The organism is Streptomyces hydrogenans, from assembly GCF_014656075.1.
GTDB lineage: Bacteria > Actinomycetota > Actinomycetes > Streptomycetales > Streptomycetaceae > Streptomyces > Streptomyces hydrogenans.
The window spans coordinates 1-15,491 of the sequence record NZ_BNBS01000024.1 but is presented as its reverse complement, the minus strand read 5'-3'; the positions used below and the strand labels follow the sequence as shown (position 1 = coordinate 15,491).

Below are 15,491 nucleotides of genomic sequence, written 5' to 3'. Positions count from 1 at the left end.
CCACCCCTGGTACGGCTTCCGACCATTCCAGCGCTTCTCGGCAGGGGACGGGCATCGGCCGCTCCGCCACCCGAACGAGTGAACAACACTCCTGAGTTGGCGAACAACTTCCGGTGGACGGCGCCGGGGGCCCGCGACGGGCCCCGGCTGGAACTTCCGGGCGGGCTTTGGCAGGATGCCCGCCCGCAGCTCGCCGGAGCTTCCGATTCCGGCCTCTCCGGCGGTCACGGCCGGTTGGTACAGGCCATTTTCGGCCCTTTGCAGGTGGTGTGAAGACCCCGCGAGAGCCGGGCACACTGGACATCATGCGCAGCGAAGTCGCCACCCTCCCCGGCAGCCCCGAACGCCCCAACGAGGACTGGGCCGCCGCCGCTCTGCCAGCCTCGGGCGGCGGGGGCGCGCTCGTCCTCCTGGACGGCGTCACCCCTCCCGCGGGGGACGTCGGTTGTGTGCACACGGTGCCGTGGTTCACCGCGCGACTCGGTGGGACTTTGACCGAACTGTCCGCTTCCCGGGCCGATCTGACGCTGTCCGAGATCCTTTCGCTCGCAATCCGGCGCACCGCGGAGCTGCACGCGGACACCTGTGACCTTTCTCACGTGCGTACGCCTCAGGCGACGGTGGTCCTCGCTCGCTGGGACGCGACGGCGGTCGACCACCTCGTCCTCTCCGACTCGGTCCTGCTCCTCAGGGCGCCGGACGGCGCGGTCCGGGCGGTGCGCGACGACCGGCTGGACCGGATCCCGCGCGAGGCGCTCCGCTCCCACGCGGCGGCGGACCGGCTGCGGAACAGCGAGGGCGGCTTCTTCACGGCGGCCGCCGACCCGGCGGTGGCCGAGCGGGCGGTGACGGGCAGGACGCCGCTGGAGGAGGTGCGGGCGCTGGCGGCGCTCACGGACGGGGCGGCCCGGTGGGTGGAGCGGTTCGGCGCGGGCGACTGGACGGAGTGCGCCGGCGTCCTGGCGAAGGAGGGGCCGGCGGGGCTGATCCAGCGGGTCCGGGTCCTGGAGTCGGCGAGCGCCGGCCGGTGGCGCGGGAAGCTCCACGACGACGCGACGGCCGTGTACGTGGAGCTCTGAGCGGCGCCCTCAGCCCTCGGAGCGCTGGTTGAAGTGATGCAGCAGGCGGGCCAGTTCGGCCACCTCGGCGCGGTCCCAGTCGGCGAGCTTGCGGACGTAGCGCTCGCGGCGGGCGTCCCGGACGTGCCGGAAGCGGTCGCGGCCCTCGTCGGTGAGCCGGACCAGGGAGGCGCGCCCGTCGGCGGGATCGGGGTCGCGGGCCACCAGGCCGAGCTGTTCGAGGGCGCGCAGCTGGCGGCTCATCGTGGCCTTGCCGACGCCGAAGTACCCGGAGAGCTCGGTGGCCCGCTGCGGCCCGGCGTCGTCGAGCCGCACGAAGAGCCCGTACGCGGCGGGCTCCAGCTCCGGATGGACCTCGCGCGCCATCTCGCCGGACTGCGCCCGCGCCCGCCGCAGGAACACGGCCAGCTCCCGCTCCAGCGCGAGGAACTCCCGCTCGGCCGGGGCGCCGGGGGCCCGGCCGGACCCGTGGGCCCAGGAGGCGGCACCGGGAGCGGAGGGCTCGGGGGCGGGCCGGTCGTCGGGGGGCGTTCCGGGCGCGGGCGCCCGGTCACCCGGGGTCCTCCCGGGCGTGGCGCCGCCTTCACCGGTCGTACCGCCTGCGCGCACCCCGCACCTCCCACGCGTGTTTCGTCGGCTGAAAGTTTCCCGCCCCGGCGGGCATCGCCGCAGCTCCTTCAGTATTTCGCAGGAGTAGACCAACGGCGGAACCCGGGGCCTCTTCCACCCCCGCGGTCTACGTGCGTAGAGTCGCCGGCGAGCACGTGACTGACATGTCCACACCACCCCCACCGACCCCTCGGGAGTCACGCCATGCGTGTGCGCAGATCCGTCCCCACCACCCTGCTCGACGGCCTCGCCGTCGTCCCCCTCGTCCTGGCGCTCGCCGGCCAGGCCGCCGCCGCCGACCCCGGCCCCCGCGCCGCCGCCGTCCCCGCGCGCGGCACCGCCCACATGGGCATGGGCGTCCTCGCACACGACGGCCGGGGCAAGGTCGCCCCCGACGGCGTCTCCGCCCTCGCCGGCTGGACGGAGGGCGTCGACGTCGCCAGCCACCAGGGCAACGTCGCCTGGTCCACGCTGTGGAACAGCGGCGTCAAGTGGGCCTACGTCAAGGCGACGGAAGGCACGTACTACAAGAACACCTACTTCAACCAGCAGTACACCGGCTCGTACAACGTCGGCATGATCCGGGGCACGTACCACTTCGCCACCCCGGACACGACGACCGGCGCCGCCCAGGCCGACTACTTCGTCAACAACGGCGGCGGCTGGTCCAAGGACGGGAAGACCCTGCCCGGCGTGCTCGACATCGAGTGGAACCCGTACGGCGCCACCTGCTACGGCAAGACCCAGTCCGGGATGGTCGCCTGGATCCGCGACTTCGTGAACCGCTACAAGGCCCGCACCGGCCGCGACGCCGTCATCTACACGGCGACCAGCTGGTGGAAGCAGTGCACCGGCAACTACTCCGGCTTCGGCACCACCAACCCGCTGTGGGTCGCGCGGTACGCCTCCGAGGTCGGCGAACTCCCGGCCGGCTGGCCGTACTACACGATCTGGCAGTACACCTCGTCCGGCCCGACGGTCGGCGACCACAACCACTTCAACGGCGACCTCTCGCGGGTCCAGGCGCTCGCGAACGGCTGACGTCCGCGGGGAGAACGGCGGCTCCAGGGGTGCGGCGGCACCCCCGGGGCCGCCGTTCCGCGTGCTCAGGGGCTTTTTCCGCCCACCCCCTTGCCCATTGGTATGGACCAATGCGAGTCTCTTCCCCGGTCGCACGGGATTCAACATCCGTGCGCCCCGCGCGCGTTGCTCGTTCCGTACTCCCCCACGCACGAGAGAGAGCCCCCGCATGCCGTCCACCCGCCGCACCGCCGCCGGCGTCGCCGCCCTGTCCGCCGCAGCCGCCCTCGTCGGCCTCACCCCCACCACCGCCGCCGCCCACGGGGCCGTCTTCAACCCCGTGAGCCGGATCGCCTCCTGTTACGCCGAGGGCCCCGAGAGCCCCGACTCGCAGGTGTGCAAGGACCTCGTCGCCGACTCCGGCACCCAGCCGCTGTACGACTGGAACGAGGTCAACATCGCCAACGCCGACGGCAACCACAAGGCCCTCATCCCGGACGGCAAGCTCTGCTCGGCCAACCGCGAGAAGTACCGGGCCCTGGACTGGGCGCGCACCGACTGGCCCGCCACCGCGGTCTCCGCCGGCTCCTACGCCTTCCGGATCCGCGCCACCGCCGCCCACTCCGGCACCATGACGATGTACGTCACCAAGGCGGGCTTCGACCCGACCCAGCCGCTGAAGTGGTCCGACCTCGACGCCACCCCGGTCGCGGTGTACAACACCACCCGCACCGCCACCGACGGCTACTACGCCTTCACCGGCAACCTCCCGGCCCGCTCCGGCCGCCACATCGTCTACATGGTGTGGCAGCGCAACGACAGCCCCGAGGCGTTCTACAGCTGCTCGGACGTCACCTTCGGCACCGCCGCCGCGGCCCCCGCCGCGCTGAAGGCGGAGGCGCCGACCGAGGCCGAACTGGCCGCCGGCGCCGAGCTGTCCACGGTGAGCCACGCGGGCCACGGCGGTGACGAGCAGCCGCCGGCGCTCTCCGCCGAGACCACCGCGGCCCCGGACTCCCCGCTGCCGATGGCCCTGGCCGGCGCGGGCGCGCTCGCCGTCTTCGGCGCGGGCAGCCTGCTGCTGGGCCGCCGTCGCGACTCCTCCGCCTCCTAGGAGCCGGAGGCAGGCGGGAGGGAGGGGCGGGACGGGGGTCCGCCCACCCCTCCGGCGCCCCCAGGGAAGCCCGTCCTCCCCCTCCCGCCCGTATCGCCCCCGGAGCCCGCTCCGGGGGCGATTTCGCGCCATCTGTGCGGGGACGGGTGGAAGCCGGTCGGTTCGTGGACAGCCTTGGTGAAAAGTCTGTTCGAACAACCGTCAGCGCACCACCGTCCGCCCGTGAAGGAGAGCGCTCCATGCGGAACCAGCAGCGGTGGGTCTACCACCGCGGGGAAGGGCTGCGCACGTTCGGCGTGGAGGAGGAGCTCCTCCTGGTCCATCCCGAGACCGGGCTCCCCCAGCCCCTCGCCGGCACCGTCACCGAGATCGCCGCCTGGCACGCCGACGCCGGGCCGGGGACCGAGGGACCGGAGCCGGCGAAGCCCGAGTTGTACTCCGAACAGCTGGAGATCGGCACCGCCCCCTGCACCACCACCGCCCAGCTCGCCGACCAGCTGCGCTCGGCCCGGCTCGCGGCCGCCGCGGCGGCCGGGGAGGCCGGAGTGGCGGTCGCGGCGCTCGCCACCGCCCCCGTGGACTTCGGGCCGCTGCTCACCCCGGACGACCGCTACCGGCGGATCCACGACCGGTACGCCCACCTGGTGGACGAGGAGTTCGCCTGCGCCTGCCACGTCCACGTCCACCTCTCCTCGCCGGAGGAGGGCGTCGGCGTCCTCGACCGGATCCGCCCGTGGCTCGCCCCGCTGCTCGCGCTCAGCGCCAACTCCCCCTACTGCATGGGCGTCGACACCGGCTACGCCAGCTGGCGGCACCAGCTGTGGCAGCGCTGGCCGATGTCCGGCCCGAGCGAGCTGTACGGCGACGTGGACGGGTACGAGCGGACCACGCGCGCGATGCTCGCCAGCGACGTGCTGATCGACGACCACATGGTCTACTTCGACGCCCGGCTCTCCCGCCGCTACCCGACGGTCGAGATCCGGGTCGGCGACGTCTGCCTGGACCTGGAGGACACCGTCCTCCTGGCGGTGCTGAGCCGGGCGCTGGTGGAGACCGCCGCCCGGGAGTGGCGGCGGGGCCGGCTCCCCGACCCGGTGTCGACGGTGGTGCTGCGGCTCGCCGCCTGGCGGGCCAGCCGGTACGGCCTCGGCGGCGAGCTCCTGGACCCGCGCAGCTGGCGGCCGCTGCCGGCCGGCGAGGTGCTGCACGCCCTGGTCGACCACGTGCGCCCCGCCCTGGAGGACGCGGGCGACCGCGAGCGCGCCGAGGCGGGCGTGGCGCGGCTGCTGGCCCGCGGCACCGGCGCGGACCTCCAGCGGGCCGCCCACGCGGGCGACCCCTCGCTGGCCTCGGTGATCGTCGAGGCCGTGCGCCGCACGACCCCGGCGTGAACGGGCGGGGCCCCCGGTACGCGCGCGTACCGGGGGCCCGTGGGGGCGGGTCAGGCGGCGACCGCGACCGGGACCTCCGCCGGGGCCAGGGCCAGCTCCAGGACCTGGCGGACGTCCGTGACCGGGTGGACCTCCAGCTTCTCCAGGACCTCGGCCGGGACGTCGTCCAGATCGGCCTCGTTCCGCTTGGGGATGATCACGGTGGTGATGCCGGCCCGGTGCGCGGCCAGCAGCTTCTGCTTCAGACCGCCGATGGGCAGGACCCGGCCGGTGAGGGAGACCTCGCCGGTCATGGCCACGTCGGTGCGGACCAGCCGGCCGCTGAGCAGCGAGGCCAGCGCGGTCGTCATGGTGATGCCCGCGCTCGGGCCGTCCTTGGGGACCGCGCCCGCCGGGAAGTGGATGTGCGCGCCCCGGTCCTTCAGTCCGGTGACGGGCAGCTCCAGCTCCGCGCCGTGCGAGCGGAGGAAGGAGAGCGCGATCTGCGCCGACTCCTTCATCACGTCGCCCAGCTGGCCGGTGAGGGTCAGCCCGGCGGCGCCGGTCTCCGGGTCGGCGAGGGACGCCTCCACGAAGAGGACGTCGCCGCCGGCACCGGTCACCGCGAGGCCGGTGGCGACCCCGGGGACGGCCGTGCGCCGCTCGGCCGGGTCCTGGGCGGACTCGGGCACGTGGTGCGGACGCCCGATGAGGGCCCGCAGGTCCTCGGGCGTGACGGTGAACGGCAGCTCGCGGTCGCCGAGTTCGTGCTGGGCCGCGATCTTCCGGAGCAGCCGTGCGACGGCCCGCTCCAGGGTGCGGACGCCGGCCTCCCGGGTGTACTCGCCGGCCAGCTTCCGCAGCGACGCCTCCTCCAGGACGACCTCGCCGGGCTCCAGACCGGACCGCTCCAGCTGCCGGGGCAGCAGGTGGTCGCGGGCGATGACGACCTTCTCGTCCTCGGTGTAGCCGTCGAGGCGGACCAGCTCCATGCGGTCGAGGAGTGCCTCGGGGATGGCTTCGAGGACGTTGGCGGTGGCGAGGAAGACCACGTCGGAGAGGTCGAGTTCGACCTCCAGGTAGTGGTCGCGGAAGGTGTGGTTCTGCGCCGGGTCGAGGACTTCGAGCAGGGCCGCGGCGGGGTCGCCGCGGTAGTCGGAGCCGACCTTGTCGATCTCGTCGAGGAGGACGACCGGGTTCATGGACCCGGCCTCCTTGATCGCCCGCACGATCCGGCCGGGCAGGGCGCCGACGTAGGTCCGCCGGTGGCCGCGCACCTCGGCCTCGTCGCGCACGCCGCCGAGGGCGACGCGCACGAACTTCCGGCCCATGGCGTGGGCGACGGACTCGGCGACCGAGGTCTTGCCCACGCCGGGCGGCCCGACCAGGGCCAGCACGGCGCCGCCGCGCCGGCCGCCGACGACGCCGAGCCCGCGCTCGGAGCGCCGCTTGCGGACGGCCAGGTACTCGGTGATGCGCTCCTTCACGTCCTCCAGGCCGGCGTGCTCGGCGTCCAGGACGGCCCGGGCGCCCTGGATGTCGTACCGGTCCTCGGTCCGCTCGTTCCACGGCAGTTCGAGGACGGTGTCGAGCCAGGTCCGGATCCAGGAGCCCTCGGGCGACTGGTCGCTGGACCGCTCCAGCTTGTCGACCTCCTTGAGCGCGGCCTCGCGGACCGGCTCGGGGAGGTCGGCGGCCTCGACGCGGGCGCGGTAGTCGTCGGACTCCTCGCCGTCCTTCTCGCCGTTGAGTTCGCGCAGCTCCTTGCGGACCGCTTCGAGCTGGCGGCGGAGCAGGAACTCGCGCTGCTGCTTGTCGACGCCCTCCTGGACGTCCTTGGCGATGGTCTCGGCGACGTCCTGCTCGGCGAGGTGCTCGCGGAGCTGGGCGGTGGCGAGCCGGAGGCGGGCGACGGGGTCGGCGGCCTCCAGGAGCGCGACCTTCTGCTCGACGGTGAGGAAGGGCGAGTAGCCGGAGTTGTCGGCGAGCGCGCCGACCCCCTCGATCTGCTGCACCCGGTCGACGACCTGCCAGGCGCCGCGCTTCTTCAGCCAGCTGGTGGCGAGGGCCTTGTACTCGGTGACCAGTTCGGTCACGGCGCCGGGCAGCGGATCGGGCACGCTCTCCTCGACCGTGCTCCCCTCCACCCACAGCGCCCCGCCGGGTCCGGTCGTCCCGGCCCCGATGCGCACCCGTCCGATGCCCCGGATCAGCGCCCCCGGGTCCCCGTCCGAGAGCCGCCCGACCTGCTCGACGATCCCGAGCACGCCGGTCCCGGCGTACGTCCCGTCCACCCGCGGCACCAGCAGCACCCGCGGCTTTCCGGCGCCGCTCAGGGCGGCGGCCCGCGCCGCCTCCACGGCGGCCCGCACGTCGTTGTCCGACAGGTCCAGCGGCACCACCATCCCGGGCAGCACGACCTCGTCGTCGAGCGGCAGCACAGGCAGCGTCAGCGGCACGGACGGCTTGGACTCAGAAGCCATGATCTCCCCTTCGGCAGTCAAGTTGAGCTATGCCGACTCAATGCATGTGAGCCCGCGAATGTTCCCCGGCGTCTGTTCGCTCTGAGCGATCACACCGGGAGACCTTCCGCGGGCCCGCGCGTTCCGGCTGCGCGGGAGCGCGGGGAGCGGCATGCTCGGGCGCATGAAGCGTGGTGCGGAGCGGCGGTTCGGGCGGGTGTGGGGCGCGGTGCCCGCGGTGGCGGCGGCGCTGGTGGTCGGGGTCGGCGGGTGCGCCGACGCGGACGGCGGCGGGAGCGCGCCGAGCGGCACGGTCTCCCCGGGGACCGCCTCGGGGGCGACGGCCGATCCCCGGTCCGGGGCCGTGCTGGTGGAGGTCGCGGTGAGCGGCGGGTACGCCGGGGTGGACAACCGGCTCGTGGTGCGGGAGGACGGGTCCTGGACGCTGACGTCCCGGAGCGGGGAGCCGCGCACCGGGCGGATGACCGCCGAGGGGCTGGCCGAGCTGCGGGACGCGCTCCGGGACCCGGCCTACGCGCGCGTGCCCGAGCGGCCGTCGGACCCTCCGGTCGCCGACGGCTTCCGGTACTCCGTGACCTACGACGACCGGCTCGTCGTAGCGGGCGACGGCGACCGGCCGGCGGCCCTCCAGCGGGTCTTCGACGCCCTCCCGGAGGGCGGCCCGCCCACGGCTCCGTGAGCCGCGCGGGCTACTCCCCGGCGGCCCGGATCGCCGCGTACTGGCGCTGGAGGTAGTCCCGCACCCGGGCGGGCATGTCCATGGAGTCCGGGTCGAGGGCCCACTGGATCTGGAGGCCGTCCATGACGGCGAGGTACTCCTGGGCGATGCCCCGGCAGTCGATGCCGGGGCGCAGCTCGCCCCGGCGGACGGCGTCCTCCAGGCGTTCGACGCTGTGCGCGAGCACGCGCGCGTACCGCTCCTTGAAGTAGGCGTGGGCGGGGTGGCCGACGTTCCCGGACTCGCCGACGAGGACGTTGAACATGCGGACGATGCCGGGGCGCCGGGTGTTGTCCTCGATCAGCCGGACCAGGGCGTCGAGGAAGGCCGCGTAGGACTCCGGCTCGGTGCCGAAGAGGCGCTCGACGTCGTGCTCCTCGCTCTGCGCGAGGACCGAGAGGAGCAGGTCCTCCTTGCTGCGGAAGTGGTGCAGCAGGCCGCCCTGGGTGATGCCGCAGTCATGGGCGATGCGGGCGAGGGAGGAGGCGTGGAACCCCCATTTCCCGAAGTGGTCGACGGCGGTGTCGAGGATCAGCCGGCGGCGGGCGTCACCGACGGCGTAGCTGCCGCGACCTGCGCTTCTGGCGGTCGCGGTGACCTTCTTCTCCGGCATGCGGCCACCTTAGCCCCGCCCGGGAACGGCCCCCGAGGGGCGTGATGCAGCTCACACGTGACAAACCTAGTACCCACTCGGTTTTCACGCCTAGCCTGAGCCCGCCGAGGCCGGCACCGCACCCGCGCGGAGCCCCGCACAGGCTCCGGGTGCGGCCCGCCGGCCCCGTCCGCTCGCTCACGAAAGGCAGGTACGGACGCGATGCACCCCTACCAGGACGCCACCCGCCCCGTGGACGAGCGCGTGGAGGACCTCCTCGCCCGGATGACCCCGGAGGAGAAGGCCGGACAGCTCTTCCACACGATCCTGACGATGAACCCGGACGGCACCCCGGTCACCGAGGCCGACGACTCGACCTCCCGGTTCACCACCCCCGAGCTGATCGCCGGCCGCGGCCTCACCCACTTCAACCTCCTCGGCAGCCACGGCCCCCGCGAGATGGCCACGTGGCACAACGCGATCCAGTCGACGGCCGCCGGGACCCGGCTCGGCATCCCGGTCACCCTCTCCACCGACCCCCGCCACGCCTTCACCGACAACATCGGCGCCTCCTTCAACGCCGGCGCCTTCTCCGCCTGGCCCGAGGCCCTCGGGCTGGCCGCCGTGCGCGATCCGGAGCTGGTGTTCCGCTTCGCCGACACGGTCCGCCGCGAGTACCTCTCCGTCGGCTTCCGCACCGCGCTCCACCCGCAGGTCGACCTCGCGACCGAACCCCGCTGGTCCCGCCAGTCCGGCACCTTCGGCTCCGACGCCGGGCTGAGCGGCGAGCTGGTGGCGGCCTACGTGCGCGGCCTCCAGGGCGAGACGCTCGGCCCGGACTCGGTGGCCGCCATGGTCAAGCACTTCCCCGGCGGCGGCCCGCAGAAGGACGGCGAGGACCCGCACTTCCCGCACGGCAAGGAGCAGGTCTACCCGGGCGGCCTGCGCGACCTCCACCTGGAGCCGTTCCGGGCCGCGATCGCCGCCGGCTGCGCGCAGATGATGCCGTACTACGGACAGCCCGTCGGCACCGACTGGGAGGAGGTCGGCTTCGGCTTCAACAAGGGCGTCGTCACCGGCCTGCTCCGCGAGGAGCTGGGCTTCACCGGCATCGTCTGCACCGACTGGGGCCTGCTGGAGGACTCGGTCATCCTGGGCGAGCCGCACGAGGCCCGCGCCTGGGGCGTCGAGCACCTGAGCGTCGCCGAACGGGCCGCGAAGGCGCTGGACGCGGGCGTGGACCAGTTCGGCGGCGAGCAGTGCCCCGAGGTGATCGTGGAGCTCATGGCCTCCGGCCGGATCCCGGAGGCCCGGATCGACGCCTCCGTGCGCCGCCTGCTGCGCGAGAAGTTCCTGCTCGGCCTCTTCGACGAGCGCCGGTACGTCGACCCGGACGAGGCCGCCGAGACCGTCGGCCGCGCCGACTTCGCCGCCGCCGGCGCCGCCGCGCAGCGCCGCTCGCTCACCGTCCTCACCGACGGCCCGCTGCCGCTCTCCGGCCGCCCCCGGCTGTACGTCGAGGGCGTCGCCCCCGAGGTCGCGGCGGCGTACGGCGAGGTCGTCGCCGCCCCGGAGGAGGCCGACCTGGCCCTCCTGCGCCTCCGCACCCCCTACGAGGAGCGGCCCGGCCGCTTCGAGTCCTTCTTCCACTCCGGCTCGCTCGCCTTCGACGCGCCGGAACTCGACCGCGTCCTCGCCCTGCTGGCGACGGTCCCCACCGTCGTCTGCGTCAACCTGGAGCGCCCCGCCGTCCTCCCCGAGATCGCCGACCGTGCCGCCGCCCTCCTCGCCGACTACGGCGCGGGCGACGACGCCCTCCTCGACGTGGTCTTCGGCCGCGCCCGGCCGGAGGGCCGGCTCCCCTTCGAACTGCCGCGCTCCATGGCCGCGGTCCGCGCGGCCCGGCCCGACGTCCCGAACGACACCGAGGACCCGGTGTTCCCGTACGGGCACGGCCTGGAGCTCTGACCCGGGAGACCGGACGACGGATCCGGGAGAGACCGGATCCGGCCACAGACCGCGGGGAGCCTGACGCCCCCGCGCGTGATCCGGGGCCCGCCCGTGGGGGGCCGGGCCCCGGATCGCATCACCCCGCGCCCGCCCGCACCGCGGCGCCCGCACGCCCCGCACCTCCTCCCATCTGTCATGTCCACGAAAGGACGCACCGCCATGCGCCGTACCCTCGCGCTGACCACAGCCGCAGCCGTACTCGCCGGCCTGGGCGCCACCGCCTACGCGACCACGCCCGCCGCGGACCGGACGAAGCCCGCGTCGCGCCCGCTCGCCGGCCTGCGGATCCTCCTCTCCAACGACGACTCCATGAGGGCCGCCAAGGCGAGCAACTCCGACGGCCTCGGCCTGTACGAGCTGCGCCGCGCGATGTGCGCCGCCGGTGCGGACGTCGTCGTGATGGCCCCCTGGCAGGTGCAGTCCGGCAAGGGCACGGCCGTGACCAACGGCGGCGTCCTCACCGCCCAGCGCCGCACCGCCCTGCCCGCCGGGTACGAGAACGACTGCGCGGGCGCGCCCTCCGGCGGCGCGGTCTTCGGCGTCTGCCTCGGCGAGGGCGGCTGCGCGCCGGACTCCCCCAGCGCCACCCCCGCGGACACCGTGAAGCTGGCGCTGCGCGGCGGCCTGACGGCGAAGGTCGGCTGGCGGGGCGCCCCGGACCTGGTCCTCACCGGCATCAACTCGGGCCCGAACATCGCCGCGAGCGTCAACGACTCGGGCACGGTCGGCGCGGCCGTCGCCGCCATCGACCAGGACGTCCCGGCGATCGCCTTCTCGTCCTCCGGCGACGAGAGCCAGCTGTACTTCCCGCGCGAGAACTACCGGGCGCACGCCGAGTTCGGCGCCCGGTTCGTCGCGGGCCTCAAGGAGCGCGGGCTGCTGACCTCCGCCTTCGCGCTCAAGGTCGACTACCCGGACGTGAGCGCGGGACAGCGGGCCGAGGCGCCGGTGTGGACCCGGGTCGGCGACGGGGCGGTGGTCTACCACGCGTACGAGCAGCGCGGCTCGGGCGACACCTTCGACATCACCCTCGGCCTGTGCGAGGGCGACGAGAGCGAGGGCGAGTGCGTCGAGAACCGCGCCGACGCCGACTCCACCTGGCTGCTGGGCGAGGGACACGTCACCGTCGCCCCGATCACCTGGGACCGCACCTACGGCACCCCGGTCGACGCCCGGCGCGAGCTGAAGGCGGTCCAGCGCTACGTGGAACGCGAGGCGCCGCGCCCCTGACGCCCCCCGGAGGGGACCTCAGCGTCACCCCGTGACTCCGAAACGTGTTTGTCCCGGCCGTCCCCGCTCCACGAGGATGGCCGGGACGATCCGTACCGCACGACGAGCCACGGAGTGATCATGAGCACCCCCGTCACCCTCGACCGCCGGCAGGGCCCGTACGGCGAGGTGGTCCTGCGCCGCCGGGACGAGGACTTCGAGATCATCGCCAACGGGACCTTCCTGATGGACACCTCCGACGGACGCTCCGAGCGGCTGCTCGTGGACGCGGCGATGGGCGCGCTGCCCGAGCCGGCCCGGACCGGCGCCGCCGTCCTGATCGGCGGCCTCGGCGTCGGGTTCTCCCTCGCGCACGCCGCCGCCGATCCGCGCTGGAGCCGGATCGCGGTCGTCGAGCGCGAGGACGCGATCATCGACTGGCACCGCGGCGGCCCGCTGGCGGCGATCTCCGGACGCGCGCTCGCCGACGAGCGGACCGTGATCCTGCACACGGACCTGGTGACCTACCTGGACACCGCCACGGACCGTTACGACGCTCTCTGCCTGGACATCGACAACGGACCGGACTGGACGGTCACCGAGGGCAACGAATTCCTTTACGGCGCAGGGGGGTTGGCCTCCTGCGCGGCCCACCTCAACCCCGGCGGAGTGCTCGCCGTCTGGTCCGCCCGGCCGTCCGGCGATTTCGAAGAGTCCTTGCGGAATGCCGGATTCAGCGGGGTACGGACGGAAGAGGTCCCCGTTGCCCGGGGCGTCCCCGACGTGGTCCACCTCGGCATCCGTCCTGCGTAGCCGGGACACCACGGGTACCTCTAGGCTGCTGCACCGACATCGGCGACGCGAGGCGGGGCAATGGAGCAGACACACACCACGCACCAGGGTGCGGCGACTCCGGGGGCCCAGCGGCGCGTCCTGGTCGTCGAGGACGACGCCACGATTGTGGAGGCGGTCTCCGCCCGGCTGCGCGCCGAGGGCTTCCTGGTGCAGACCGCGACCGACGGCCCCGCGGCCGTCGAGGCGGCCGAGGCGTGGCAGCCCGACCTGATGGTCCTCGACGTGATGCTGCCCGGCTTCGACGGCCTGGAGGTCTGCCGCCGCGTGCAGGCCCAGCGCCCGGTGCCGGTGCTGATGCTCACCGCGCGGGACGACGAGACCGACATGCTGGTCGGGCTGGGCGTCGGCGCCGACGACTACATGACGAAGCCCTTCTCCATGCGCGAGCTGGCCGCCCGGGTGCACGTGCTGCTGCGCCGGGTGGAGCGGGCCGCGCTCGCCGCCGTGACCCCGCGCAGCGGGATCCTGCGCCTGGGCGAGCTGGAGATCGACCACGCGCAGCGCCGGGTCCGGGTGCGGGCCGAGGACGTGCACCTGACGCCCACCGAGTTCGACCTGCTGGTGTGCCTGGCCGGCACCCCCCGCGCGGTGCTCTCCCGGGAGCAGCTGCTGGCGGAGGTCTGGGACTGGGCGGACGCCTCCGGCACCCGGACCGTGGACAGCCACATCAAGGCGCTGCGCCGGAAGATCGGCGCCGAGCGGATCCGTACGGTGCACGGGGTCGGGTACGCGCTGGAGAGCCCGGCGTCGTGAGCCGGCCGGGGCGGCGCCCGGGGGGGTCCAGGCGCCGGATCGCGATCTCGATCAAGACGAAGCTGGGGGCGCTGGTCGTCGGCGCGGTGCTGCTGACCTCGGGCCTGGCCCTGGTGGCGATCCGCACGTCCACCGAGTTCCGGTACATCACGATCTTCGCGATGATCGCGACCCTGCTGATCACGCAGTTCGTGGCGCAGTCGCTGACGGCGCCGCTGGACGAGATGAACACGGTGGCGGGGTCGATCTCGCGCGGCGACTTCTCCCGGCGGGTGCGCGGCGCGGACCGGCGCGACGAGCTGGGCGACCTGGCCTCGACGATCAACCGGATGGCGGACGACCTGGAGGCCGTGGACCGGCACCGCAAGGAGCTGGTCGCCAACGTCTCGCACGAGCTGCGCACGCCGATCGCGGCGCTGCGGGCGGTGCTGGAGAACGTGGTCGACGGGGTCTCGGAGGCCGATCCGGAGACCATGCGGTCGGCCCTGAAGCAGACGGAGCGGCTGGGCCGGCTGGTGGAGACGCTGCTCGACCTGTCGCGGCTCGACAACGGTGTCGTACAGCTCCGGGCGCGCCGTTTCGAGGTGTGGCCCTATCTGTCCGGGGTGCTGCGGGAGGCGAATCTGGCCGCCGCGCAGCGCGGGCTCCCCTCGACGTCGGGGCTGCACCGGCGTACGGACGTCCATCTGCACCTGGACGTGTCGCCGTCCGACCTGACGGCCTACGCGGACGTGGAGCGGCTGCACCAGGTGATGGCGAACCTGATCGACAACGCGGTGAAGCACTCCCCGCCGCACGGGCGCGTGACGGTGCGGGCCCGGCGCGGCCCGTACCCGGAGTCGCTGGAGCTGGTGGTCGAGGACGAGGGTCCGGGCATCCCGGAGTCGGAGCGCCACAAGGTCTTCGAGCGGTTCAACCGGGGCACGGCCCCGGACCGCCAGGGGCCGGGGAGCGACGGCGGCACCGGGCTCGGCCTGGCGATCGCGCGCTGGGCGGTGGATCTCCACGGTGGCGGGATCGGCGTGGCCGAATCTTCACGCGGGTGCCGCATCCGGGTCACTCTTCCGGGCAGCCTTCCCCTCCGCGATTGACGTAGGGTTCGAACCGGAAGCGAACGTTCTGCGTGATCAGTGGCAGGACGTGGTCAGGGTGCGGCCGAAGGAGGCCGTAGCCCGCGCTTTTCCGTACCCTCACCGATGCGGAACCACGCTTGTTTCCCGCCATTCACGGCGTCGAAACACCCCGTCAAGTGTGACTTGCGCGACGTTGGAGTGCCCGGCCTGCACGTCCCGCCGAGACAGGCGTAGCCTTTATTTCCGCTGTCCATCACCTTGCGAAGCGGAAGAGGGCGGTTGCCGCCGTGTCGTCTCAGTCCCCCAGTACCCCGAGCTCCCCGGCCGACCAAGACGGGCGTGGCGTGAGCCCCGCAGCCGCCTTCGGTGCCAATGAGTGGCTCGTCGACGAGATCTACCAGCAGTACCTCCAGGACCCGAATTCGGTCGATCGTGCCTGGTGGGACTTCTTCGCCGACTACAAGCCGGGTGCGGCGGAGACCCCGTCCGCCCCGGCCGCCACCACCACGGCCGCCCCCTCGGCGCAGCAGACGGGCCCCGCACAGGCCGCGCCTGCCGCTCCGACCGCCGCCGTGCCCGCCCCGGCCGCCCCCGCCGCTCCGGCTC

At 73.9% G+C, this 15,491-nt stretch carries 14 protein-coding genes; 11 read left to right on the top strand and 3 right to left on the bottom strand.

What is annotated here, in order from left to right:
• Window positions 1–305 precede the first annotated feature (305 nt).
• Entirely contained in the window at window positions 306–1,079 is a 774-nt protein-coding gene (locus tag IE321_RS13100) for a protein phosphatase 2C domain-containing protein (protein ID WP_190222991.1), read from the top strand.
• Between the two features lie 9 nt (window positions 1,080–1,088).
• On the opposite strand, the gene IE321_RS13095 is transcribed toward IE321_RS13100, so the two are convergent.
• Window positions 1,089–1,499 (bottom strand): MarR family winged helix-turn-helix transcriptional regulator, encoded by a 411-nt coding sequence (locus IE321_RS13095; RefSeq protein WP_043225046.1) that lies wholly within the window; start codon window positions 1,497–1,499, stop codon window positions 1,089–1,091.
• A 393-nt stretch (window positions 1,500–1,892) separates the two neighbouring features.
• On the opposite strand from IE321_RS13095, the gene IE321_RS13090 reads away from it, so the two are divergent.
• The 3 genes from IE321_RS13090 to IE321_RS13080 all read left to right on the top strand — a co-directional run bounded on the left by IE321_RS13090 (window position 1,893) and on the right by IE321_RS13080 (window position 5,213).
• The gene (locus IE321_RS13090) at window positions 1,893–2,729 is read left to right on the top strand and encodes a lysozyme (RefSeq protein ID WP_190222990.1); all 837 of its coding nucleotides are present in this window, start codon (window positions 1,893–1,895) and stop codon (window positions 2,727–2,729) included.
• 208 nt (window positions 2,730–2,937) lie between these two features.
• Window positions 2,938–3,822 (top strand): lytic polysaccharide monooxygenase auxiliary activity family 9 protein, encoded by an 885-nt coding sequence (locus IE321_RS13085; protein WP_190222989.1) that lies wholly within the window; start codon window positions 2,938–2,940, stop codon window positions 3,820–3,822.
• Window positions 3,823–4,061: 239 nt separating this feature from the next.
• Window positions 4,062–5,213, top strand: a complete 1,152-nt coding sequence (locus IE321_RS13080) for a glutamate--cysteine ligase (RefSeq protein WP_190222988.1) — start codon at window positions 4,062–4,064, stop codon at window positions 5,211–5,213.
• Window positions 5,214–5,263: 50 nt separating this feature from the next.
• Here the strand turns inward: IE321_RS13080 and lon are convergent, their stop codons facing one another.
• A complete protein-coding gene (gene lon, locus IE321_RS13075; protein ID WP_043224932.1) occupies window positions 5,264–7,675 on the bottom strand; it encodes an endopeptidase La in 2,412 nt (803 codons plus the stop codon).
• A gap of 163 nt (window positions 7,676–7,838) precedes the next feature.
• On the opposite strand from lon, the gene IE321_RS13070 reads away from it, so the two are divergent.
• Entirely contained in the window at window positions 7,839–8,354 is a 516-nt protein-coding gene (locus tag IE321_RS13070) for a hypothetical protein (protein WP_190222987.1), read from the top strand.
• 10 nt (window positions 8,355–8,364) lie between these two features.
• Here the strand turns inward: IE321_RS13070 and IE321_RS13065 are convergent, their stop codons facing one another.
• A complete protein-coding gene (locus IE321_RS13065; protein WP_190222986.1) occupies window positions 8,365–9,006 on the bottom strand; it encodes a TetR/AcrR family transcriptional regulator in 642 nt (213 codons plus the stop codon).
• 201 nt (window positions 9,007–9,207) lie between these two features.
• On the opposite strand from IE321_RS13065, the gene IE321_RS13060 reads away from it, so the two are divergent.
• The 6 genes from IE321_RS13060 to IE321_RS13035 all read left to right on the top strand — a co-directional run.
• A complete protein-coding gene (locus tag IE321_RS13060; protein WP_190222985.1) occupies window positions 9,208–10,953 on the top strand; it encodes a glycoside hydrolase family 3 protein in 1,746 nt (581 codons plus the stop codon).
• Between the two features lie 201 nt (window positions 10,954–11,154).
• Complete coding sequence (surE, locus tag IE321_RS13055; RefSeq protein ID WP_043224938.1) at window positions 11,155–12,225, top strand: 5'/3'-nucleotidase SurE; 1,071 nt, start codon at window positions 11,155–11,157, stop codon at window positions 12,223–12,225.
• 120 nt (window positions 12,226–12,345) lie between these two features.
• Window positions 12,346–13,017 carry a spermidine synthase family protein gene (locus IE321_RS13050; protein WP_190222984.1) on the top strand — a complete coding sequence of 224 codons (672 nt, stop codon included), beginning with the start codon at window positions 12,346–12,348 and terminating at the stop codon, window positions 13,015–13,017.
• Between the two features lie 60 nt (window positions 13,018–13,077).
• Window positions 13,078–13,812: a response regulator transcription factor gene (locus IE321_RS13045; RefSeq protein ID WP_043224939.1), complete on the top strand. Its 735-nt coding sequence runs from the start codon at window positions 13,078–13,080 to the stop codon at window positions 13,810–13,812.
• Window positions 13,809–14,903 carry a HAMP domain-containing sensor histidine kinase gene (locus IE321_RS13040; protein ID WP_190222983.1) on the top strand — a complete coding sequence of 365 codons (1,095 nt, stop codon included), beginning with the start codon at window positions 13,809–13,811 and terminating at the stop codon, window positions 14,901–14,903. The genes IE321_RS13045 and IE321_RS13040 overlap by 4 nt, the downstream gene beginning before the upstream one ends.
• Before the next feature lie 269 nt (window positions 14,904–15,172).
• Window positions 15,173–15,491: 2-oxoglutarate dehydrogenase E1 subunit family protein (locus tag IE321_RS13035; protein ID WP_190222982.1), on the top strand; the 319-nt coding region annotated here is incomplete at its 3' end.